The sequence below is a fragment of the Neisseria sp. 27098_8_112 genome (assembly GCF_041433235.1).
In the GTDB taxonomy this organism is placed as follows: domain Bacteria; phylum Pseudomonadota; class Gammaproteobacteria; order Burkholderiales; family Neisseriaceae; genus Neisseria.
In genome coordinates this window covers 91,282-112,428 of record NZ_JAPWBB010000009.1, presented here as the reverse complement: position 1 = coordinate 112,428, position 21,147 = coordinate 91,282, and the positions used below count along the sequence as shown (strand labels likewise).

Genomic DNA, 21,147 nt, shown 5'->3' with positions numbered 1-21,147 from the left:
ATATTTATCACGAAAACGTGAGTCGCCATTATACACGCTTCGTAAAATTTTAAGGGAATTTTACGCCGAAGGCCGTCTGAAACTTTTCAGACGGCCTGGATACTCAACGGCGGTATTTCATTTCAGTCTTCATATCGTCCAAAATACGTTTGACGTTGTGTTCCAACACATCCTCCACCAAGCCCGGTGCCTGCTCGTTCAGCATTTGCTGCAACTGGTAAGTGAACACAGCCATTTGTTTTTGCACGGCAATCCGAATCATGCCGTTGACCGCATCGGCCACATGGGGACGCAAACGCTTAATCAGGCGCTCGGTCAACTCTTTTTCAGAAACGCAGAATACTTCCCTACGGCCGATCGCTTGCGGGTTCAATACATTGATATGGACATTGATGGCCGGTTCTTGTTCAAGGCCGTCTGAAACCACCTCTTCAGCCGCTTCCGCATCATCATTTTCCGGTTTTTCAGTTTCTTCCACTTCAGGCACATCAAAATCTACGGCACCTGATTTCGGATTCAGTCTGATGGTGCGGGTTGATTCGATATGACGCTCTGAAGCCGCGGCCTGCAATGCCGATTGCGCGCTCAACCAGTTGTCCTGCAAAACCACCATCGCATCGGTTTCCACTGCTTCGCCATCGTCTGCAAGGGCAGTATTGTGTTCCAACTGCCAGCGATACAAATACTCTTCCAATACTTTTTCACGATTGTCAGCATCCAGTTTATATTCTTTTTTAGGCGCGGTTTTGGGCACAGCATCGACAGCGTCGTCCGATTTTTTAACCAATGGCGCATGAGTCGGCGCAGTATTGAATTGTCGTGCCTGACGCAATCTTTCCAGGCGTTTTTCCCAATTCAGGTCTTCTTCCTCGAGGGCTGTGGGGTCAAGACGGTTGTTTTCCATAATAATCTCGTTTTTTCATTTTTATTGTGAACCGCATTCAAACCTAAAATCACTTGAAATACGGCCGATGGTTGGACATATCCGGCAAGCCGGCGCAAGCGTCACATTTTAATATTAATTCGCTATATAATCACTATTTTATTTAATACTCAAGGATACATCATGAGCAGCATCGAACAACGCCTCGAATACTTGGAAGAAGCCAACGACGTTTTGCGTATGCAAAACCATGTCCTCGCCACCGCACTCAAAGGCCTCATCCGCTCCCTGCCCTCCGACATGGCCAACGATGCCGTAGAATCCATCCAGCTTGCCTTTGAAGACGCGTTGGCGGAATTGAGCTACGAAGACAGCCCGCACACCGACCTCTTCCATGACGTAACCGACGCATTTTTCCGAGAAAAAGACCACTAATTTCAGCTAGTTTGTTCACAAAATTATGCTAAACTAAGATTTTATCCGTTAACATTTTATTAAGAAAGCACATATCATGAACATGAAAAAATGGCTGGCCACTACCCTCGCTTGTTCCGCCCTTGCCCTGACTGCCTGCGGCGGTCAAAGCAACAATGCCTCTGCTCCTGCCGATAAAGTGTACCGTGTCGGCTCCAACGCCGAGTTTGCCCCATTTGAATCTTTGGATTCTGCCGGCAAAGTAGAAGGTTTTGACGTAGATTTGATGGACGCCATGGCCAAAGCCGGCAACTTCAAAGTCGAATTCAAACACCAGCCATGGGAAAGCCTCTTCCCTTCTCTGAACAACGGCGACGTGGACATCGTTATGTCCGGCGTAACCATCACTGACGACCGCAAACAAAGCATGCTCTTCAGCGACCCATACTTTGAAATCACCCAAGTTGTCCTCGTTCCAAAAGGCAAAAAAGTAGCTTCTTCCGAAGACCTGAAAAACATGGCCAAAGTCGGCGTGGTAACCGGCTACACCGGGGACTTCTCCGTTTCCAAACTCTTGGGCAACGACAATCCGAAAATCGCCCGCTTTGAAAGCGTTCCTCTAATTATCAAAGAATTGGAAAACGGCGGTTTGGATTCCGTCGTCAGCGACAGCGCGGTTATTGCCAACTATGTGAAAAACAACCCTACCAAAGGCCTGGATTTCATCTCCCTGCCTGACTTCACCATCGAAAACTACGGTATCGCTGCACGCAAAGGCGACGAAGCAACCATCAAAATGTTGAACGATGCGCTGAAAAAAGTACGCGAAAGTGGCGAATACGACAAAATTTACGCCAAATACTTTGCTAAAGAAGGCGAAAAAACCGAAGCAGCCAAATAATCTGGTTTGACTTCTTAAACTAAAGGCCGTCTGAAAATTTTTCAGACGGCCTTTAATCTGGTTAACGCCATTAAACGCAAGCATCCCTTATAATCCGCTTGTTTTTATCCTTCAAATGAAAGACACGTCATGATCAAACCCATCATCCTCAGCCTCGCTGCCGCAACTACTTTGGCTGCCTGTTCCGCTTCTGAAAAACAAGAATCTCCTAAGGTCGGCGTGGCCAATCCGGCTTCTGAATTCTGTGTCAAACAAGGCGGGAAATCCGAAATCAAAAAAGATAAAGACGGTGGCGAATACGGCGTGTGCCACTTGCCTGACGGTACCGTTGTCGAAGAATGGGAATATTTCCGTCAACACAACAAATAATTGTTCAATCATATATAAGGCCGTCTGAACCCAAGTTTCAGACGGCCTTTTTATTTAAACAACGATTATTTTACTTCCAATTTGGTCACGCCGCCCATATACGGTTGCAACGCAGCAGGAACATTAATGCTGCCGTCGGCGTTTTGATGGTTTTCCAATACCGCCACCAAAGTACGGCCGACTGCCAAGCCTGAGCCGTTCAAAGTATGCACCAAACGGTTTTTACCGTTTTCATCTTTGAAACGCGCTTTCATGCGGCGTGCTTGGAAATCTTCGCAGTTGGAGCAGCTGGAAATTTCACGGTAGGTATTTTGCGCAGGAACCCAAACTTCCAAGTCGTAGGTTTTGGTTGCGCCAAAACCCATGTCGCCGGTACACAAAGTGATCACGCGGTATGGCAGTTCCAACGCTTTCAAAATATTTTCAGCATGACCGACCATTTCTTCCAGCGCTTCGTATGATTTTTCCGGATGAACGATTTGCACCATTTCCACTTTGTCAAATTGGTGTTGGCGAATCAAACCGCGCACGTCTTTGCCGTATGCGCCCGCTTCGGAGCGGAAACATGGGGAATGCGCAGTCAATTTCAACGGCAAATCGCTGCCGGCCACGATGCTGTCGGCAACAGTATTGGTCAGCGTCACTTCGGCGGTCGGAATCAGATATTGCGTTTTCTTGCTCTCGTCGCCGCCGCGGGTAACGTGGAATAAATCTTCTGCAAATTTAGGCAGTTGACCTGTACCTTGCAGGGTCAGGTCATCCACAATGTAAGGCGTGTAATGTTCGGTATAGCCGTGTTTCAGCGTGTGCGTGTCCAGCATGAACTGAGCCAAAGCGCGATGCAGACGGGCAATTTGGCCTTTCATCACAGTAAAGCGCGCGCCTGACAGCTTCGCACCGCCTTCAAAATCCAAACCCAAAGGCTCGCCCAAATCAACATGGTCTTTGATTTCAAAGTCAAATTCGCGTGGCGTGCCGACTTTGCGGACTTCAACGTTTTCAGTTTCATCTTTACCGGCAGGAACACTTTCATGCGGCAGGTTCGGAATGCTCAACAGCCAAGCATCCAATTCTTTCTGAACCGCATCCAGATCAGCGGCAGCCTGCTCCAAATCCGCTTTGATTTGGGCAACCTGATCCATCGCAGCTTGAGCCTCTTCGTGTTTGCCTTGGCCTTTCAACGCACCGATCTGTTTGGAAATACTGTTGCGCGAAGCCTGCAACTCTTCTGTTTTCACTTGAACGGCTTTGCGTTGCTCTTCCAAAGCGTTGAAACGCGCGGTATCAAACTCGTAACCGCGTGCGGCCAAACGTTCGGCAACTGCGGCGGTATTGCTGCGGAGCAATTGGATGTCTAACATTGTTTTCTCTCGTTAAGATTCAGAATGGCATTATTGTAAACCAATTTAAAGATATTTTCACAGCGACAGGCCGTCTGAAAACAAAAAACGCCCCTGAAAAAGCAGGAGCGTTTTTTAAGAATTTTGGCACGCCCACGGGGATTCGAACCCCGGTTGCCGCCGTGAAAGGGCAGTGTCCTAGGCCTCTAGACGATGGGCGCGTAACCGAAGCGCGAACTATACAGAAAGCCTTTTCTTCTGTCAACGCCTTTACTGCATTTTTAAAGATGCTGCCGATTTCCGTATGTTATTTTCCCTGTATAATGCCGGTTTTAATAAAAAGGAAAACTCGCCATGTGGTTTAAGCAAATCAGTTTTTATCCGCTCAACAAAGACAAATTGCCCGAATTGGAAGTCCTTGCCGACAAATTGGCGCAATCCGAATTTGCCCATTGTCAGGGTTTGGACTGGTTTAGCGAAGGCTTTGCCACGCCGGTTTCCTTTTCGCCCGAGCTGGTTTTCCCTGCCGATTACACTTGGCGCGTGGCCCTGAAAAAAGAAGAAAAAGTCCTGCCCGCCGGCGTGATCCGCGATATTTTGGATGAAAAGGTTTTGGAAATCCAAAACAACGAAGCGCGCAATGTCGGCCGCAAGGAAAAACAAGAGCTGAAAGAACAGATTACTGACGACCTGCTGCCCCGTGCCTTTACGCGCAGCAGCCGCACACAGGCGATTTTCGACACGCGCCACGGGTATCTTTTGGTCAACAATGCCGCCTCTGCCAAAGCGGAAAACATCCTGACCAAGTTGCGCGAAGCCTTGGGCGGCTTGGAAGCCTCGCTGCCCAACACCAAACAATCGCCCTCTTCCCTGATGACCAGCTGGCTGCTGCAAGGCCATTGCGAAGGCGGTTTTGAATTGGACAGCGATTGCGAACTCAAAGGCGTAGGCGATGTTGTTCCGGTCGTCAAAGTTTCCAAACAAGACCTAACCGCCGATGAAGTGGTACAACACGTCAAAAACGGTAAAACCGTTACCCAGCTGGGCTTGGTATGGCGCGAACAGATCGCTTTCATCCTCACTCAAGACTTTACGCTCAAACGCATCCAGTATCTGGACGTGTTGCAAGAAGAAGCCGAAAGCAACGGCGACGATGCTGCCAGCCTCGCCTTTGCCTCGCAAATCCTGATGACTGAAGCCATCAGCACCATGTTAGAAGAACTGGTTTCTTATTTGGGCGGCTGGCAAGAGTAATTTTTCAGACGGCCTTTTGATTGGGAAATATCAAAGGCCGTCTGAAATATCAATAGAAGTATCAGAAAGGATGTCATGATGTTGGGCGCAGTCATTGGCGATATTGCCGGATCACGATTCGAGTTTGACAACTACCGTCACACCGATTTTGACATTTTCAACCGCTACAGCGACTTTACCGACGACACGATTTGCACTGTTGCCATTGCCGATTGGGTTTTACAAGGCTGCATCGATAATTTGGCCTCTATTTTGCAAGGATGGTGTAGGGCATATCCCTGCCCTAAAGGCGCATATGGCGGCCGCTTTTCACAATGGATAGAATGGGAAGATCCAGAACCTTATAATAGCTGGGACAACGGCTCGGCCATGCGTGTTTCTGCCGTTGGTTGGGCATTTGCCACATTGGAAGAAACCCTGCATTTTGCTGAGCAATCCGCCGCCGTAACGCACAACCACCCGGAAGGCATTAAAGGTGCACAAGCCGTAGCTGCCGCCATCTTTTGGGCGCGTACCGGTATGGAAAAAGCGCAAATCAAAGAAAACATTACACGGCAATTCGGCTACGACTTGAGCCAAAGTTGTGACCAAATCCGCCCGCATTATCATTTCAACGAAAGCTGTCAGGAAACCGTACCTCAAGCGATTACCGCCTTTCTTGAAAGCGATGATTTTGAACACGCCATCCGACTGGCAGTTTCCCTGGGCGGAGATAGCGATACCTTGGCAGCCATTACCGGCAGTATTGCCGAAGCCTACTACGGTATCCCTACGGCCATGCGCGAACACGCTTTAGCCATATTGCCACGCCGTATTGCTGAAACCCTGCTGACTTTTGAATCCCAATATCAGGCCGTCTGAAACCGCCTGCAAAAAGGAATGAATGATGAAACACCTCGCCCTACTCCCTATCGCCTTCATGCTGGGTACGCCTGCCATTGCCGAAACCATCAATCCTTATCAGGAAAAAGGTTGCGTTTACGATGGCGATGTCGGCAAAGACGGCAAACCATCCGGCAAAGGCACATGGAAATGCCAAGACGGCCGCAGCTATGTCGGAGCCTTTAAAGACGGCAAATTTGACGGCAAAGGCGTATATACCGTTTCCAGCAACAGCGAAACCTTTATCGAACCTTTCTCCTCCAACAGCGCCAAATTACGTAATATGACGCTGGAGGGCATGTTCAAAAAAGGTAGGGCGCACGGAAACTTTACCGCCTCCCAAAACGGCACACCAGTCTTCATCATGAAATGCGAAGACGGTATGATTAAAGAAGTCAAACTGCCTAAGAAATCCGCTTCCAAAACCAAATAAACAGCCTTTCAGACGGCCTTATCTATATTTTAGGCGGTCTGAAACATCAATTAACAAGCCCGCCTAAAGGCTGTTGTGTTGATTTTAAAGAATTTCCAAACAACCCTTACCCCAGGACAACCACCATGAGCATTAAATCCGACAAATGGATACGCCGCATGGCCGAAGAACACGGCATGATTGAGCCGTTTGAGCCCAACCAAATCAAAGAGGCCAACGGCCAACGCATCATTTCCTACGGCACATCCAGCTACGGCTACGACATCCGTTGTGCCAATGAATTTAAAATCTTCACCAATATCAACAGCACCATCGTCGACCCGAAAAACTTCGACCCGAAAAACTTCGTTACAGTCGAAGACGACTGCTGCATCATTCCGCCCAACTCCTTTGCACTGGCACGCACAGTCGAATATTTCCGCATCCCGCGCAACGTCCTGACTGTCTGCTTAGGTAAATCCACTTACGCACGCTGCGGCATCATCGTCAACGTTACCCCGTTCGAGCCTGAGTGGGAAGGCTACGTTACGCTTGAGTTTTCCAACACCACCCCCCTACCTGCCAAAATCTATGCCGGCGAAGGCGTGGCTCAAGTCTTGTTCTTTGAAAGCGATGAAGTCTGCGAAACTTCATACAAAGACCGCAACGGCAAATACATGGGACAAACCGGTGTTACCCTGCCTAAGACTTAATACACAAAATAAAAAAAGGCCGTCTGAAATTTCAGACGGCCTTTTATCATTTCATTTAAAAACGGCGTTTCAGCTTGCAAGCCTGCAAGATATGAACGGCAAGTTCTTCCACTGATTTATCGGTTGTATTGGTAAACGGTACACCGTGGCGTTTGAACATATTTTGCGCATCAGCAATCTCGCTGCGGCAAGTATCGATTTTGGCATAGGTCGAATTAGGACGGCGTTCCTGACGGATAGCCTGCAGACGCTCAGGCTGAATGGTCAAACCGAACAGCTTGTCTTTATAAGGTTTGACCATACGCGGCAAATCGGTCGATTCCAAATCATCGGGAATCAATGGATAGTTTGCGGCGCGGATACCGTATTGCAGGGCCAGATAGAGACAGGTCGGCGTTTTACCCGAACGGGACACGCCCATCAAAATCACATCCGCTTCCTGCAGGTTTTTATCGCTGACGCCGTCATCATGATTCAGTGAAAAATTGACCGCCTCCATACGCGCATCATAGCGTTGAGTATTGCCGATACTGTGGTGCCCCTGCCGGGCGGCAACCGCCTCCGTATTGAGTTCCTTTTCCAAAAGACCGAGAAAGGTTTCAAAGAAATTAATATGGAACGCATTGGCTTTCTTGATGATTTCACGGATTTCGTCATTGACCACACTGACAAAAGCAATCGGGCGCACGCCGAATTTTTCAGCTGACTGGTTGACTTTGTCTACAACAGCACGCGCTTTTTCAGGCGTATCGATAAACGGATAGGTATGGCGTTTGAACTCAACATTGCCAAATTGGTTCAGCAAGGCTTCACCGATATTTTCAGCGGTCAGGCCGGTTCGGTCGGAAATATAGAAGACTTGGCGTGGATCAGTCATAATGAATCCTCTTGAGGGTAACGTTTCAGACGGCAATCATAGCAGTTACAGCCTTTGCAATAAAGCGATTCCCGAGAGATTACACAGGATTACAACAAATTTGAACAATTTTTAAATTAGCACAAAATTTTATTTTTTGCTATTTTGTAGAATTTTATTCTAAAATTGCAAAATAAATCTTGTTTATTAAATTTATTAACTTATTTTGTTTTCCATATTTAACAAGAAGATAACACGTAAAAACATGAATCTGATATTCACATTTCAGAAGGCTACACGCCTGAAAAGCACAATATCACAGACGAATTTGTGATTTTTAAAAAGATAAAACACATGACAGCCATCAAACGAATGGCTACAATAAGCAGGCGGATTTGTTTCTTTTTTAACATTTTTTGGATTGGATTGGACACACAAATGGCCGAAAACTACGTTATTTGGTTTGAAAACCTGCGTATGACTGACGTTGAGCGAGTGGGCGGTAAAAATGCCTCTTTGGGCGAAATGATCAGCCAACTGACTGAAAAAGGCGTGCGCGTTCCCGGCGGTTTTGCAACCACAGCCGAAGCTTATCGTGCTTTCCTGGCTCACAATGGTCTGAGCGAGCGTATTTCCGAAGCCCTGAAACAACTGGATGTTGAAGACGTTGCCGAATTGGCGCGCGTGGGTAAAGAAATCCGTCAATGGATTTTGGATACTCCGTTCCCTGAGCAGCTGGATGCTGAAATCGAAACAGCTTGGAACAAAATGGTTGCCGATGCCGGCGGTGCGGACATTTCCGTTGCCGTACGTTCTTCCGCAACAGCAGAAGACCTGCCGGATGCTTCTTTTGCCGGTCAACAAGAAACCTTCTTGAACATCAACGGCTTGGAAAACGTTAAAGAAGCCATGCACCATGTATTCGCTTCCCTGTACAACGACCGTGCCATTTCTTACCGTGTCCACAAAGGCTTCGAACACGACATCGTTGCCCTTTCCGCAGGCGTACAACGTATGGTGCGCTCTGACAGCGGCGCATCCGGTGTGATGTTCACCATCGATACCGAATCCGGTTACGACCAAGTCGTTTTCGTTACCTCTTCTTACGGCCTGGGCGAAAACGTCGTACAAGGCGCGGTAAACCCTGACGAATTCTATGTATTCAAACCTACTTTGAAAGCAGGCAAACCGGCTATCCTGCGTAAAACCATGGGTTCGAAACAAATCAAAATGATCTTTACCGACAAAGCCGAAGCCGGTAAATCTGTAACCAACGTCGATGTACCTGAAGAAGACCGTCAACGCTTCTCCATTACCGACGCCGAAGTAACCGAGTTGGCTCATTACGCGCTGACCATCGAAAAACACTACGGCCGCCCAATGGACATCGAATGGGGCCGCGACGGTTTAGACGGCAAACTCTACATCCTGCAAGCCCGTCCTGAGACCGTGAAATCCCAAGAAGACAGCAGCCGCAATCTACGCCGCTTCTCCATCAACGGCGAAAAAGTTGTCTTGTGCGAAGGCCGTGCCATCGGTCAAAAAGTCGGTCAAGGCAAAGTACGCCTAGTGAAAGATGCTTCCGAGATGGATTCCGTTGAAGCAGGCGACGTACTCGTTACCGACATGACTGACCCGGATTGGGAACCGGTGATGAAACGTGCTTCCGCCATCGTGACCAACCGTGGCGGCCGTACCTGCCATGCAGCGATTATCGCGCGTGAATTGGGTATTCCGGCTGTTGTAGGTTGTGGCGATGCTACCGATCTGCTGTCCGAAGGCCAAGAAGTTACCGTATCTTGTGCCGAAGGCGATACCGGCTTCATCTACTCCGGCCTGCTGGACGTACAAATTACCGATGTTGCTTTGGACAACATGCCTAAAGCGCCTGTAAAAGTAATGATGAACGTTGGTAACCCTGAATTGGCATTCAGCTTCGCCAACCTGCCTAGCGAAGGCATCGGCTTGGCACGTATGGAATTCATCATCAACCGTCAAATCGGTATCCACCCTAAAGCTTTGTTGGAATTTGACAAACAAGACGATGAGTTGAAAGCGGAAATTACCCGCCGCATCGCCGGCTACGCTTCTCCTGTCGACTTCTATGTCGATAAAATCGCAGAAGGCGTGGCAACTTTGGCTGCTTCGGTTTATCCACGCAAAACCATCGTCCGTATGTCTGACTTCAAATCCAACGAGTACGCTAACTTGGTAGGTGGCAGCATCTACGAACCGCACGAAGAAAACCCAATGTTGGGCTTCCGTGGTGCAGCGCGTTATGTAGCCGATAACTTCAAAGACTGTTTCGCACTCGAGTGCAAAGCCTTGAAACGCGTTCGCGATGAAATGGGTTTGACCAACGTCGAAATCATGATTCCATTCGTTCGTACTTTGGGTGAAGCAGAAGCTGTTGTTAAAGCCCTGAAAGAAAACGGTTTGGAACGCGGCAAAAACGGCCTGCGCCTGATCATGATGTGCGAGTTGCCAAGCAACGCTGTATTGGCAGAACAATTCCTGCAATACTTCGACGGCTTCTCCATCGGCTCTAACGACATGACCCAGCTGACCCTCGGCCTCGACCGTGACAGCGGTTTGGTATCTGACTCCTTCGACGAGCGCAACCCTGCCGTTAAAGTGATGTTGCACTTGGCAATCTCTGCTTGCCGCAAACAAAACAAATACGTCGGTATTTGCGGTCAAGGTCCATCAGATCATCCGGACTTTGCCAAATGGCTGGTTGAAGAAGGTATCGAGAGTGTATCGCTCAACCCTGATACCGTGATTGAAACTTGGCTGTATCTGGCTAACGAATTGAACAAATAAGCTCGATGAGACAAAAATCCCCTGCTCGCCTATCTCAGCAGGGGATTTTTATTGCCTTATTCAATGCCGTCTGAAAGAACTTTCACGTTCTTTTACCTTTTCAAAAAAGTCCCTTTGCATCAAAAAGATATAAAAATATTCTGCCATACCCACAAATTCTCAATGGTACTATATTGCCTTTCCGCATTTTATCCCATGCCTTTTGAGTGAACCTTTTTTCACTCTTCTTATCTATCATACACAGCATAACGATCAACCCATGAATACAAATTTTATTTCCACCTTTCAGACGGCCTTAAAACGTCTGGCTCTCATCAGCACCATTGCCGTCTTAGCAGCCTGTGCCGGCAACAATATCTCTTCCAACCGAGCCGTACCTGACGGCTACTACAAAGTCCGCCCTGGCGATACCCTGACCCAAATCGCCAAACGCTACGGACAAAACGTCAATACACTGGTTGCATGGAACAACCTTCCCAATGCCTCACAAATCGAAGTTGGCCAAGTATTGCGCGTCCGCCGTCATGTTGCCCCACGCAACACTGCAACACAACAACGCCAAACCACTGCCGTTACCCCGATCAACCGATTGAACCTGCAATGGCCGACCGATAACGCCTCATCCTCCATTATCCAACGCTACAACGGCACAACCAGCAAAGGCATAGATATTGCGGGCACACAAGGCCAACAAATCCGTTCTGCCGCAGCCGGTACCGTCATCTACGTTGGCGAAGAAGTCCGCGGCTACGGCAAGCTGATTTTAATCAGCCACAACGACTACACCATTACCGCCTATGCCCACAACGATACGCTTTTGGTACAAAAAGATCAAAAAGTCCAAGCAGGTCAAGTTATCGCCACCATGGGCAGCAGCGATACAGACAGCGTCAAGCTTCATTTTGAAGTTCGTCTAAACGGCAAAGCAGTCGATCCCCTGCCTTATTTGACCAGAACAAATTAATGCCCCAATCAAAAGGCCGTCTGAATAGCAGTATTTCAGACGGCCTTTTGATTATCTTGCTATAACAGCTATTTCAACAAAATCTTTTCCTATTTAACTTATGTTGATTGAGTGTAAATGCCGTTATACAATAACAACTCTTTTTAACATTCCATTTCAGGTACCCTACTATGTCTCCTAACCGTATCCTTGCAACCGCATTCTTGTTTGCATCTGCATTTGCCAGCGCAGATGTCCATATTGATGAAAGCATTCCTTACCGCGATAAAGAAGAAATCGATACCCGTATTGTTTCCGAGTGTTTAGAAGTGGGCAGCATTATGTCCAAATCTTTGCAAGAAACTGCAGCCAAAAGCGATGTAACGGTTGTCCGTGACGGTAAAAAACAAGGCACATACGCAGATATCGCCATCACTTCCGCCATGAGTGCAGGCAATGCCTTTATCGGTCACGCCAAAGGTATGGCGGTTTCAGCCACTTTGTATGTTGACGGCAAACAAGTTAATAAAAAAACCTTTACCCGCAACTCTTCCGGTGGCATGTTTGGCGCTTATAAAAGCTCTTGCGCCGTCTTGAACCGCACTTCTAAAGTATTGGGTTCAGATATTGCCCAATGGGTGGTCCGCGAACAAAAAAACGCTCAAGATAAATAAAACCCCAATTTGATAAAGGCCGTCTGAAAAACCGTATTTCAGACGGCCTTTATATTTTCTATTTCTCTAGAAACAAAGAAATAAATTACCCATTAATCATTGTCAGAAATAGAGAATTTTATTTCCAACGCCCTTGATTTTAGAATATCTACCCTCAATTATTAAAACTATAAGAATTTTGTATATGAGCAGTCAAAGGAATAACATGGCAGAAAAAAACTATTATGAAATACTAGGCGTTGCCAAAGATGCGGATGAGGCCGAAATCAAAAAAGCCTACCGAAAACTGGTACGCAAATACCACCCCGATGTCAGCAAAGAACCTGACGCAGCCGAACGTACGGTAGAAATCAACCGTGCCTACGAAACGCTTTCCGACAAAGAAAAGCGGGCCGAATACGATGAAATGTTGGCTAATCCTTACGGACGCAGCACCGGAGGCAATCCGTTCGGTCAAGGCGGCAATCCGTTTGGCAATGGATTTAACGGTGGCGGCTTCCACTATGAACGTCATGAAGGCGAACCGTTCGGAGCGGGAGACTTCAATTTTGAAGATCTGTTTTCATCATTCCGCCAATCCCACACTCGTTCCGAGCAACCCCGCGGCCCAATAAAAGGCGAGGATCAACATGCTGAATTGAGTATTGATATTTACGCGGCGTATGTTGGCGCAGAACGTAGCATGACTTTGAATGTGCCGACTCTAGACGAATACGGACGTGCGGTTTATCAAAATAAAACCCTCAACGTCAAAATCCCCAAAGGCATTGCAGAAGGCCAACAAATCCGTTTGGCCGGTCAAGGTTTGCCGGGATATAACGGTGGAGAAAACGGTGACTTGTACTTAAAAATCAAGTTCCACAACCAACCTGATTTATACGTCAAAAACAGGAAAGACGTATATCAAACAATAGATGTCAAACCTTGGGAAGCCGTATTGGGCGGCAAAATCATCGTCCCTACCGCTTCAGGCCGCTTACAGGTCAATCTGCCTGCCAACAGCCAAAGCGGTAAAAGCATCCGCCTCAAAGGCAAAGGTATTCCTGCAAAAGAAGCCGGAGACCTTTATCTCAATATCCGCATTAATGTTCCGCCAGTAGAGAGCGAAGCCGACCGTGCCGCATGGGAAAAATTGGCCGAACACTTTGCCGCGAAACAAGCATAAAAGAAAGGATAAATTATGATTCAGTCCTCCGATGTTACCCTTACTTTTGAAGAAATCGTTGCCGCCAGCCGCTGCCGTCGTGATTGGCTGTTGGAACTTATAGCAGAAGACATCATCAGCATAGATGGTGCGCCCGAAAAAAGCACCTTCAGTGGTTTTCATCTTGCCCGCATCCGTCGCGCACAACGCTTAAGCCGTGATTTTGAGGCCGGCATTCCTGCATTGGGGCTGATTATGCGGCTGTTAGACGAGGTGGAAGAGCTCAGAAAAATACAGCGTCCGCTGGTACTGCTCGAAGAAGAGTAAATATTGGTAAGTTGTTCGATTAAATATTGATGACAAGACAAAGTTTTTGATGTTTATTGATATTCCATAATGAAAGGCCGTCTGAAAGTATTTTCAGACGGCCTTTTTTCATGCCTTCATTAACAACAGCGTCCGCCGTTGCTGCCGCAACGACGTTTGCGGCAGTAGTCTTGGAATTGCAGCTCGGTCATAACCGGCGCATTGGGATTATGTTTGCGCTGGCGGGCAACGTAGTTTTCATAATCTGGGACACCGGCCATCAAGTTTGCTGTCAGCTTGATGGTTTTCCACCAAGATGCGAGCTTATGCTTCATGCTGAGCCTCCGGCTGTTTACCGTCGCGGTACACTGCTGGAATTTCTTTAGCAGTTGGCCAGCCGACTTTGCGGGCTTTCATGGCGGTACGGAAACCGTACACGGCGACAATCACGACAACTGCCAAGAACAAAGCGGTCAGACCGGCATTGATTTGGTCGTTGAAGATGATTTGTGACATTTCGCCAATGTCTTTAGCAGGAGCGAGGACTTCGCCTGAAGCCAAGGCATCGCGGTATTTGCCTGCGTGAGCCAAGAAGCTGACGCGTGGGTCACTGTGGAACAGTTTTTGCAAACCGGCATAGCAGGTGACAAACAATACGCCGACAGCAGGAACCAAAGTTACCCAAACATAACGGTCGCGTTTCATTTTCACCAATACAACAGTACACATAATCAATGCTACGCCTGCAAGCATTTGGTTGGCGATACCAAACAACGGCCAGAGCGAGTTAATACCGCCCAGAGGGTCGGTTACGCCGGTATAGAGGAAGTAACCCCACAATGCTACGGCAAAGAATGTGGCAACCAAGTTGGCAGGGATAGAGTCGGTGTTACCGAATGGTTTGTAGAAGATACTGCCCAAGTCTTGAATCATGAAACGGGCAACACGTGTACCGGCGTCAACCGCGGTCAAGATGAACAAGGCTTCAAACAGCAAGGCAAAGTGATACCAGAACGCCATCATGGCTTCGCCCGGAATCAGACGGCTCATGATGTGTGCCATACCGACTGCGAGGGTTGGAGCACCGCCTGCACGAGACAGAATGGTGTTTTCGCCCACTTCTTTAGCAGTGTGCAACAGGGTTGCGGCATCAACAGGGAAGTTCAGTTTAGTGGTGATGACTTCGGCAGCAGTATTGGCATCAGTACCAATCAGCGCGGCCGGGCTGTTCATCGCGAAGTACACGCCTGGATCAAGCGAAGCGGCGGCAGCCAGAGCCATAATGGCCACAAAGCTTTCCATAATCATGCCACCGTAACCGATCATGCGGACGTGGGTTTCGTTTTCCACCATTTTTGGTGTAGTACCTGAAGAAATCAGCGCATGGAAGCCTGAAACCGCACCACAAGCAATGGTAATGAACAAGAATGGGAACAATGCACCGGAGAATACCGGGCCTGAACCATCGATAAAGTGGGTAACTGCAGGCATTTGCAGAGTCGGGTTAACAATAACGATACCCAAAGCCAAAGCTGCAATCGTACCGATTTTCAGGAAGGTAGACAGATAGTCACGCGGAGTCAGCAAAAGCCAAACCGGCAATACGGAAGCCACGAAACCGTAAATCATAATCGCCCAAGTCAGCTGAATGCCGTCAAGGTCGAACCAATGGCCGAAGGAGCTGTGGGCAACATCTTCACCGTAAATCACAGCCAACATCAGCAAAATAAAGCCGACGATGGAAATCTCGCCGATTTTGCCCGGACGGATATAACGGGTGTAGATACCCATAAACAGGGCAATCGGCATGGTTGCGGCAATGGTGAACGTACCCCAAGGGCTGTGAACCAATGCTTTCACAACGATCAGCGCCAACACCGCCATAATGATGACCATAATCATCAAAATACCGATGGATGCAATCACACCGGGAACAGTACCGAGTTCTTGTTTCACGATATCGCCCAAAGACTTACCGTCACGGCGCATGGAGACGAACAAGACCATCATATCCTGTACGGCACCGGCAAATACCACGCCGAAGATAATCCACAAAGTACCGGGCAGATAACCCATTTGCGCTGCCAATACAGGACCAACCAAAGGGCCTGCGCCGGCAATAGCGGCAAAGTGGTGGCCGAACAGTACGCCTTTATGTGTGGGAACATAGTCCAAGCCGTCATTGTGGCGTTCTGCCGGAGTCAGACGGTTAGGATCAAGCTGCATCACACGGTTGGCAATGTAAAGACTGTAGAAACGGTAGGCAATGCAGTATACCGAAATGGCGGCCGTAACCATCCAAATCGCACTGACTTGCTCGCCACGGCTGAGAGCTAAAGTAGTAAAGGAGGCCAAGCCTACCAAAACCACAATGCCCCAGATCAAAAATGATTTGAGCGATTTCATTGATTTATCCTTAAAACGTGATGCACCAAGGCTTGCTTTAGCGACAAACTGCCTTAATGCGCTTCAGAAAGACCAGTCATTATAGTCTTCATGATTTCATGAGTGAAATGTCATTTCAACCCCAATTCGACTGAAAACAAAATGATTAGTTCGTCCGTAAGGTTAACACAAACAGACAATATACCCTTCATTTTTTACTTCAAAACCAAATATTCCTTAACATATAGCAAACGAAAGGCCGTCTGAAAACTCAAATATTCAGTTTTCAGACGGCCTGACAAACGGTCAATGCTATAATCCGATATTCCCATTTCTCTATATTGCCATACCATGCAAAACAACGATTCCGAAACCATGCGCCTCTCCAAACGCATGGCGCAATTAGGCTTATGCTCGCGCCGTGAGGCAGACAGCTACATCGAGCAAGGCTGGGTCAAAGTAAACGGCCAAACCGCCGTACTCGGTCAAAAAGTCACCGAGCGCGACCGCATCGACCTCAACAAACAAGCCCATGAAAAACAAGCAGCGCGCGTAACCATCCTTCTGAACAAACCCGTCGGCTACGTCAGCGCGCAGGCAGAAAAAGGCTATAAGTCCGCTGCCGAACTCATTACCGCCGACAACCATTGGGAAGGCGACGACAGCCGTATCCCTTTCAGCGAAAAGCACAAATTCGGCTTAGCCCCTGCCGGCCGCCTGGATATCGACTCCGTCGGATTATTGGTACTCACTCAGGATGGCCGCATTGCCAAACAGCTGATTGGCGAAAACAGCAGCAGCGAAAAAGAATACCTTGTCCGCGTCCGTGGCAAACTGGACGACAAAGGCCTCGCCCTACTCAACCACGGCTTGAGTTTGGACGGAGAAAAATTGCGCCCCGCCAAAGTCGAATGGCAAAACGAAGACCAGTTGCGCTTTATTTTGCAACAAGGCAAAAAACGCCAAATCCGCCGCATGTGCGAACTGGTCGGCCTGCGCGTCGTCGGTTTGAAACGCATCCGCATGGGCAAAGTAAAACTCGGCCGACTGCCGCCGGGCAAGTGGCGTTATTTACGCGCTGACGAATCGTTTTAATTGCAGATAACAAAAAGGCCGTCTGAAAACACATTTCAGACGGCCCGATCTTTTACTGCTTACTCGATATAAGTAAACTTCGCACGTTTAATATTGCAGAGGATTTCGTACGGAATCATACCGGCAACTTCGGAAACTTCATTGATATTAATCACATCGCCCCAAAGCTCGACTTCCGCGCCCAAGCCTTCTTTCGAGGCTTCCAGCTCAACCGTAATCATATCCATAGATACCCTGCCGATAATACGGCTGCGTTTGCCATCCACTGCCACAGGGGAATTAGTAGAAGCACGACGCGGATAGCCGTCGGCATAGCCACAGGTAATCAAACCGACACGGGTAGATTTGCTGGTGTAGAACGTTGCGCCGTAGCCAATCGGAGAATGTGGTTGCAACACGCGCTCGCCGAAAACACGGGAAGTCAGGCGCATAACAGGTTTCAAACGCTCATCCACGCCGCCGAAAGGCGAAATACCATACAAGGCCAGACCGGCACGTCCCCAATCGCGCCGCGCTTCAGGCACGTTCAAAATCGCGGCGGAATTGGCCAAGCTCTCTTCGCCTTCCAAACCCTCACACGCCAAATCAAACGCTTCAAGCTGCATTTCGGTCATGCCGTTTTCCGGTTCGTCCGCGCAGGCAAAATGGCTGAATTTCACAATGTTTTCAACCGATTCGGATTGTTTCAATGCAGTATAGGCGGCGGCATAGTTATGCGGAAAGAAACCGGCACGGTGCATACCCGAGTCCATTTTCAGCCATACAGTTGTCGGACGTCGCCACTCATGATGCACAAACGCCTCCAACTGCCATTGGCTGCCGATTGCCGGCCACAAATCATAACGGTCAACATCCGCATACTCCGTAGCATCAAATACGCCTTCCAACAAAACAATCGGGTTTTTAATGCCGTTTTGGCGCAGCTCCACGCCTTCATCTACCGTTGCCACCGCAAAGCCGTCGGCAATATCCGCCAACGCGTGTGCACATCTGACCGCGCCATGCCCGTAAGCATCGGCCTTAATCACAGCCAACAATTTATTGCCATGCAACTCTTTGAGAAAACGATAATTTTGACGTAAATTATCCAAACGGATTTGCGCATTGAGCGGACGCATAATGTATTCCTCTTATCGGCATTCCGTTTCAGACGGCCTGCCTTATTACTTTGAAGCAAATATTATAGGTCAAAAACTACACAGGATTCCATGAAATACACAAGAATAATCTATTCATAATTTAGACCTCATGCGCGCCTTTAGGCATTTATGCTTCTTCTCAGCCTGTTTTAAGGTTATGATTCAATCCAAATGAAAACGACAGACATCAAAGCCATGAAAGAACTCGACAAAACCGACTTAAAAATTCTCAAGCTCCTACAACAAAACGCACGTATCCCCATGACTGAATTGGCTGAAAAAGTCGGCCTCTCCACCACGCCGGTAACCGAACGCGTCCGCCGCTTGGAACGCGACAACCTTATCACCGGCTATCACGCCCATCTGAATCCTCATGCTTTAGGTCAAAGCCTCTTGGTCTTTGTCGAGCTGAAACTGCGCTCCAAATCCGGCAATATTTTTGAAGACTTCAAACGCGAAGTGCTGAAGATTCCGCAAATTCTGGAATGCCACTTGGTCTCCGGCGAATACGACTACCTCATCAAAGTCCGCCTGCCCAATATGTCCGCCTATCGCGATATGCTCGGCAATATCCTGCTGCAACTGCCGGCTGCAGCCGAAAGCCGCAGCTATGTTGTCATGGAAGAAGTCAAAGAAGAAGTAGTATTAGACATCTAATTCTATTCAACAAACAAAGGCCGTCTGAAAGATTACAACATTCAGACGGCCTTTATTTTAAAGGAGCAAAAAAAATGCACACATCCGACAGAATGTGTGCCAAGTCTACAAAGGAGAAATAGAGGAGAAACTATTAACTGACTACTCGAACCAGCTAACGAAACGAATTATGCAACAAGATATTCAACCGCGCAAGTATTTTTCTTGTAAAGTTTCTTAATTATTCGATTTACAGATCTTAAATGTAATCATATTTCAATGCAGATAAAAAAATGCGCATACCGTTTTGATATGCGCCAAGTCTACAAAGGAGAAATAGAGGAGAAAAATCAAGCTGCATCAAGCAACTCAACGGCGCGAATTATCCTAGCCTTCTACCCGACTGTCAACTGTTTTCCTACCTATTTTCAAGTATTTTGCTAAAAAACAACAAATCCGCTATTCCCCTCTTTTTCTTGCTATTTTCGCCCATATATGAAAAAAATTTAGGGCCGTATGAAACATATATTGCCACTAAAGATAAACGGCTCCATACTCACACATTCATAGTCCATATCAACCCGACCCAAAGACCATGACCACCCCACTTTCCCTTGCCGTTGTCGGCCATACCAACACAGGCAAAACCTCGCTCTTGCGTACGCTTTTGCGCGACAGTACCTTCGGCGAAGTGAAAAACGCACCCTCTACCACGCGCCATGTCGAAGAAGCCCTTATCAACGACGGCGACGACAGCCTGGTTTATCTCTACGACACACCCGGCCTTGAAGATGCCGGCGGCGTGTTGGACTGGCTGGAAACCCACACATCTGCACGCGATGACGGTATCGAACGCATCCAGCAATTCCTCAGCAATCATGAAGCACATCACGAGTTTAACCAAGAGGCCAAAGTGCTACGCCAAGTCATGCAAAGCGATATGGCCATGTACGTCATCGACGCGCGGGAACCCGTCCTCGACAAATACAAAGACGAGCTGACCATTTTGTCTTGGTGCGCCAAGCCCATCATGCCCGTGTTCAACTTCACACAAAATCAAGACTTGAGCGCTTGGACCAATATGCTCGCCCGTCGAACCCTGCATGTTTACGCCGGTTTCGATACCGTTGCCTTCGACTTTGAAGGCGAAATCCGATTGTGGGACAACCTTGCCACCATGTTACCTAAGCGCGATATCCTCGACCGCCTCATCAATATGCGCCGTCGCGAGTGGCAACGGCTGGATACGGAAGCGCGCCGTGAAATTGCCGATTTTCTGCTGGATGCCGCCGCATTTACCCAAGAAATTGACGAAAACGACGACCCTTCCCCGACTTTGGAGGTCATGCAATCGGAAATCCGACAACTTGAGCGGCAAATGCAACAACGCCTGTTCACACTTTACCGCTTCTATCACGACGAAGTCGGCAGCGACAGCACATGGATGCCCAAAGCCTTCAAACAAGATCCGTTTGACAGCGAATTGCTCAAACATTACGGCATCCGTACCGGTACCGGCGCAACCGCAGGTGCACTCATCGGCTTAGGCTTGGATATTGCCACGCTTGGCGGCTCACTTGGTTTGGGTACGGCCATCGGCGGCCTGTTGGGCGGTATTTTGCCTAATGCCCAAGACATCACCGACAAAATCAACGGCCGACAAACCCTGCATACCGATCCAGAAACCCTTACCCTACTCGCCGCACGCGCACTGGATTTGTTGCACGTCTTGCAAACGCGCGGCCATGCGGCTCAATCTCATATTGAACTAAACGAACGCAAAGCACCATGGAATGCGGCCAAATTGCCAAGCGAACTCAATAAAGCGCGCAGCAACCGCAAATGGTCTTCGCTTAACACACACCAGCCCGAAGCCAGCCGTAACGAACGCGCAGCCTATGTCGCCACTTTAAGCGAGAAATTAAAAGCTTAGAATTGCCGCATAACAAAAAGGCCGTCTGAAACCCAAATGTTTCAG

Annotated in this window: 21 protein-coding genes and 1 tRNA gene; 15 read left to right on the top strand and 7 right to left on the bottom strand. The window is 48.3% G+C overall.

From position 1 onward, the window contains the following. Positions 1–103: 103 nt before the first annotated feature. Entirely contained in the window at positions 104–904 is an 801-nt protein-coding gene (locus O3682_RS07485; protein WP_371509360.1) for a hypothetical protein, read from the bottom strand. Positions 905–1,066: 162 nt separating this feature from the next. Between O3682_RS07485 and O3682_RS07480 the strand changes: the two genes are divergently transcribed. From O3682_RS07480 to O3682_RS07470, 3 genes are all read left to right on the top strand, one after another. Beyond that, positions 1,067–1,318, top strand: a complete 252-nt coding sequence (locus O3682_RS07480) for an NGO1151 family protein (RefSeq protein WP_371509359.1) — start codon at positions 1,067–1,069, stop codon at positions 1,316–1,318. A gap of 76 nt (positions 1,319–1,394) precedes the next feature. Then, entirely contained in the window at positions 1,395–2,198 is an 804-nt protein-coding gene (locus tag O3682_RS07475) for a transporter substrate-binding domain-containing protein (RefSeq protein WP_371509357.1), read from the top strand. A 129-nt stretch (positions 2,199–2,327) separates the two neighbouring features. Further along, positions 2,328–2,567 (top strand): putative hemolysin, encoded by a 240-nt coding sequence (locus tag O3682_RS07470; protein WP_371509355.1) that lies wholly within the window; start codon positions 2,328–2,330, stop codon positions 2,565–2,567. Between the two features lie 65 nt (positions 2,568–2,632). On the opposite strand, the gene serS is transcribed toward O3682_RS07470, so the two are convergent. Both serS and O3682_RS07460 read right to left on the bottom strand, forming a co-directional pair. Further along, the gene (gene serS, locus O3682_RS07465) at positions 2,633–3,928 is read right to left on the bottom strand and encodes a serine--tRNA ligase (protein ID WP_371509353.1); all 1,296 of its coding nucleotides are present in this window, start codon (positions 3,926–3,928) and stop codon (positions 2,633–2,635) included. 124 nt (positions 3,929–4,052) lie between these two features. Next, positions 4,053–4,128: transfer RNA gene (locus tag O3682_RS07460), tRNA-Glu, on the bottom strand. A 133-nt stretch (positions 4,129–4,261) separates the two neighbouring features. Here O3682_RS07460 and O3682_RS07455 point away from each other — a divergent pair. The 4 genes from O3682_RS07455 (at position 4,262) to dcd (ending at position 7,168) form a co-directional block, all read left to right on the top strand. Then, positions 4,262–5,161: a recombination-associated protein RdgC gene (locus O3682_RS07455; RefSeq protein ID WP_049347929.1), complete on the top strand. Its 900-nt coding sequence runs from the start codon at positions 4,262–4,264 to the stop codon at positions 5,159–5,161. A gap of 78 nt (positions 5,162–5,239) precedes the next feature. Next, positions 5,240–6,022, top strand: a complete 783-nt coding sequence (locus O3682_RS07450) for an ADP-ribosylglycohydrolase family protein (protein ID WP_371509375.1) — start codon at positions 5,240–5,242, stop codon at positions 6,020–6,022. 22 nt (positions 6,023–6,044) lie between these two features. After that, positions 6,045–6,476: an MORN repeat-containing protein gene (locus O3682_RS07445; protein ID WP_371509351.1), complete on the top strand. Its 432-nt coding sequence runs from the start codon at positions 6,045–6,047 to the stop codon at positions 6,474–6,476. 125 nt (positions 6,477–6,601) lie between these two features. Next, positions 6,602–7,168 carry a dCTP deaminase gene (gene dcd / locus O3682_RS07440; protein ID WP_003680541.1) on the top strand — a complete coding sequence of 189 codons (567 nt, stop codon included), beginning with the start codon at positions 6,602–6,604 and terminating at the stop codon, positions 7,166–7,168. A 55-nt stretch (positions 7,169–7,223) separates the two neighbouring features. Here the strand turns inward: dcd and ppsR are convergent, their stop codons facing one another. Next, complete coding sequence (gene ppsR / locus O3682_RS07435; RefSeq protein WP_036491303.1) at positions 7,224–8,045, bottom strand: phosphoenolpyruvate synthetase regulatory kinase/phosphorylase PpsR; 822 nt, start codon at positions 8,043–8,045, stop codon at positions 7,224–7,226. 417 nt (positions 8,046–8,462) lie between these two features. Here ppsR and ppsA point away from each other — a divergent pair, with 417 nt between their 5' ends. The 5 genes from ppsA (at position 8,463) to O3682_RS07410 (ending at position 13,935) form a co-directional block, all read left to right on the top strand. After that, complete coding sequence (gene ppsA, locus O3682_RS07430) at positions 8,463–10,847, top strand: phosphoenolpyruvate synthase (protein ID WP_371509350.1); 2,385 nt, start codon at positions 8,463–8,465, stop codon at positions 10,845–10,847. A gap of 259 nt (positions 10,848–11,106) precedes the next feature. After that, positions 11,107–11,811: a peptidoglycan DD-metalloendopeptidase family protein gene (locus tag O3682_RS07425; protein ID WP_371509349.1), complete on the top strand. Its 705-nt coding sequence runs from the start codon at positions 11,107–11,109 to the stop codon at positions 11,809–11,811. Between the two features lie 170 nt (positions 11,812–11,981). Then, entirely contained in the window at positions 11,982–12,464 is a 483-nt protein-coding gene (locus O3682_RS07420) for a hypothetical protein (protein WP_107738035.1), read from the top strand. A gap of 205 nt (positions 12,465–12,669) precedes the next feature. Continuing rightward, positions 12,670–13,629 (top strand): DnaJ C-terminal domain-containing protein, encoded by a 960-nt coding sequence (locus O3682_RS07415; protein WP_371509348.1) that lies wholly within the window; start codon positions 12,670–12,672, stop codon positions 13,627–13,629. A 15-nt stretch (positions 13,630–13,644) separates the two neighbouring features. Next, entirely contained in the window at positions 13,645–13,935 is a 291-nt protein-coding gene (locus O3682_RS07410; protein ID WP_003747441.1) for a chaperone modulator CbpM, read from the top strand. 119 nt (positions 13,936–14,054) lie between these two features. Here the strand turns inward: O3682_RS07410 and O3682_RS07405 are convergent, their stop codons facing one another. After that, a complete protein-coding gene (locus tag O3682_RS07405) occupies positions 14,055–14,249 on the bottom strand; it encodes a YbdD/YjiX family protein (RefSeq protein ID WP_049343946.1) in 195 nt (64 codons plus the stop codon). Next, the gene (locus O3682_RS07400) at positions 14,239–16,320 is read right to left on the bottom strand and encodes a carbon starvation CstA family protein (RefSeq protein ID WP_371509347.1); all 2,082 of its coding nucleotides are present in this window, start codon (positions 16,318–16,320) and stop codon (positions 14,239–14,241) included. Before O3682_RS07400 ends, O3682_RS07405 begins: the two co-directional genes overlap by 11 nt. 330 nt (positions 16,321–16,650) lie before the next feature. Here O3682_RS07400 and O3682_RS07395 point away from each other — a divergent pair, with 330 nt between their 5' ends. After that, entirely contained in the window at positions 16,651–17,394 is a 744-nt protein-coding gene (locus O3682_RS07395; RefSeq protein ID WP_371509346.1) for a pseudouridine synthase, read from the top strand. Positions 17,395–17,453: 59 nt separating this feature from the next. Here O3682_RS07395 and alr read toward each other — a convergent pair whose 3' ends face one another. Then, positions 17,454–18,512 (bottom strand): alanine racemase, encoded by a 1,059-nt coding sequence (gene alr / locus O3682_RS07390; protein ID WP_371509344.1) that lies wholly within the window; start codon positions 18,510–18,512, stop codon positions 17,454–17,456. Positions 18,513–18,728: 216 nt separating this feature from the next. On the opposite strand from alr, the gene O3682_RS07385 reads away from it, so the two are divergent. Next, the gene (locus O3682_RS07385; RefSeq protein ID WP_003747450.1) at positions 18,729–19,190 is read left to right on the top strand and encodes an Lrp/AsnC ligand binding domain-containing protein; all 462 of its coding nucleotides are present in this window, start codon (positions 18,729–18,731) and stop codon (positions 19,188–19,190) included. A 574-nt stretch (positions 19,191–19,764) separates the two neighbouring features. Continuing rightward, a complete protein-coding gene (locus tag O3682_RS07380; protein ID WP_371509342.1) occupies positions 19,765–21,102 on the top strand; it encodes a GTPase/DUF3482 domain-containing protein in 1,338 nt (445 codons plus the stop codon). Positions 21,103–21,147 lie beyond the last annotated feature (45 nt).

What these genes read in the sequence shown, in the direction of transcription:
- O3682_RS07485 (WP_371509360.1), bottom strand. Translation starts at nt 904, where the DNA reads ATGGAAAACAACCGTCTTGACCCCACAGCCCTCGAGGAAGAAGACCTG.
- O3682_RS07480 (WP_371509359.1), top strand. Translation starts at nt 1,067, where the DNA reads ATGAGCAGCATCGAACAACGCCTCGAATACTTGGAAGAAGCCAACGAC.
- O3682_RS07475 (WP_371509357.1), top strand. Translation starts at nt 1,395, where the DNA reads ATGAACATGAAAAAATGGCTGGCCACTACCCTCGCTTGTTCCGCCCTT.
- O3682_RS07470 (WP_371509355.1), top strand. Translation starts at nt 2,328, where the DNA reads ATGATCAAACCCATCATCCTCAGCCTCGCTGCCGCAACTACTTTGGCT.
- serS (WP_371509353.1), bottom strand. Translation starts at nt 3,928, where the DNA reads ATGTTAGACATCCAATTGCTCCGCAGCAATACCGCCGCAGTTGCCGAA.
- O3682_RS07455 (WP_049347929.1), top strand. Translation starts at nt 4,262, where the DNA reads ATGTGGTTTAAGCAAATCAGTTTTTATCCGCTCAACAAAGACAAATTG.
- O3682_RS07450 (WP_371509375.1), top strand. Translation starts at nt 5,240, where the DNA reads ATGTTGGGCGCAGTCATTGGCGATATTGCCGGATCACGATTCGAGTTT.
- O3682_RS07445 (WP_371509351.1), top strand. Translation starts at nt 6,045, where the DNA reads ATGATGAAACACCTCGCCCTACTCCCTATCGCCTTCATGCTGGGTACG.
- dcd (WP_003680541.1), top strand. Translation starts at nt 6,602, where the DNA reads ATGAGCATTAAATCCGACAAATGGATACGCCGCATGGCCGAAGAACAC.
- ppsR (WP_036491303.1), bottom strand. Translation starts at nt 8,045, where the DNA reads ATGACTGATCCACGCCAAGTCTTCTATATTTCCGACCGAACCGGCCTG.
- ppsA (WP_371509350.1), top strand. Translation starts at nt 8,463, where the DNA reads ATGGCCGAAAACTACGTTATTTGGTTTGAAAACCTGCGTATGACTGAC.
- O3682_RS07425 (WP_371509349.1), top strand. Translation starts at nt 11,107, where the DNA reads ATGAATACAAATTTTATTTCCACCTTTCAGACGGCCTTAAAACGTCTG.
- O3682_RS07420 (WP_107738035.1), top strand. Translation starts at nt 11,982, where the DNA reads ATGTCTCCTAACCGTATCCTTGCAACCGCATTCTTGTTTGCATCTGCA.
- O3682_RS07415 (WP_371509348.1), top strand. Translation starts at nt 12,670, where the DNA reads ATGGCAGAAAAAAACTATTATGAAATACTAGGCGTTGCCAAAGATGCG.
- O3682_RS07410 (WP_003747441.1), top strand. Translation starts at nt 13,645, where the DNA reads ATGATTCAGTCCTCCGATGTTACCCTTACTTTTGAAGAAATCGTTGCC.
- O3682_RS07405 (WP_049343946.1), bottom strand. Translation starts at nt 14,249, where the DNA reads ATGAAGCATAAGCTCGCATCTTGGTGGAAAACCATCAAGCTGACAGCA.
- O3682_RS07400 (WP_371509347.1), bottom strand. Translation starts at nt 16,320, where the DNA reads ATGAAATCGCTCAAATCATTTTTGATCTGGGGCATTGTGGTTTTGGTA.
- O3682_RS07395 (WP_371509346.1), top strand. Translation starts at nt 16,651, where the DNA reads ATGCAAAACAACGATTCCGAAACCATGCGCCTCTCCAAACGCATGGCG.
- alr (WP_371509344.1), bottom strand. Translation starts at nt 18,512, where the DNA reads ATGCGTCCGCTCAATGCGCAAATCCGTTTGGATAATTTACGTCAAAAT.
- O3682_RS07385 (WP_003747450.1), top strand. Translation starts at nt 18,729, where the DNA reads ATGAAAGAACTCGACAAAACCGACTTAAAAATTCTCAAGCTCCTACAA.
- O3682_RS07380 (WP_371509342.1), top strand. Translation starts at nt 19,765, where the DNA reads ATGACCACCCCACTTTCCCTTGCCGTTGTCGGCCATACCAACACAGGC.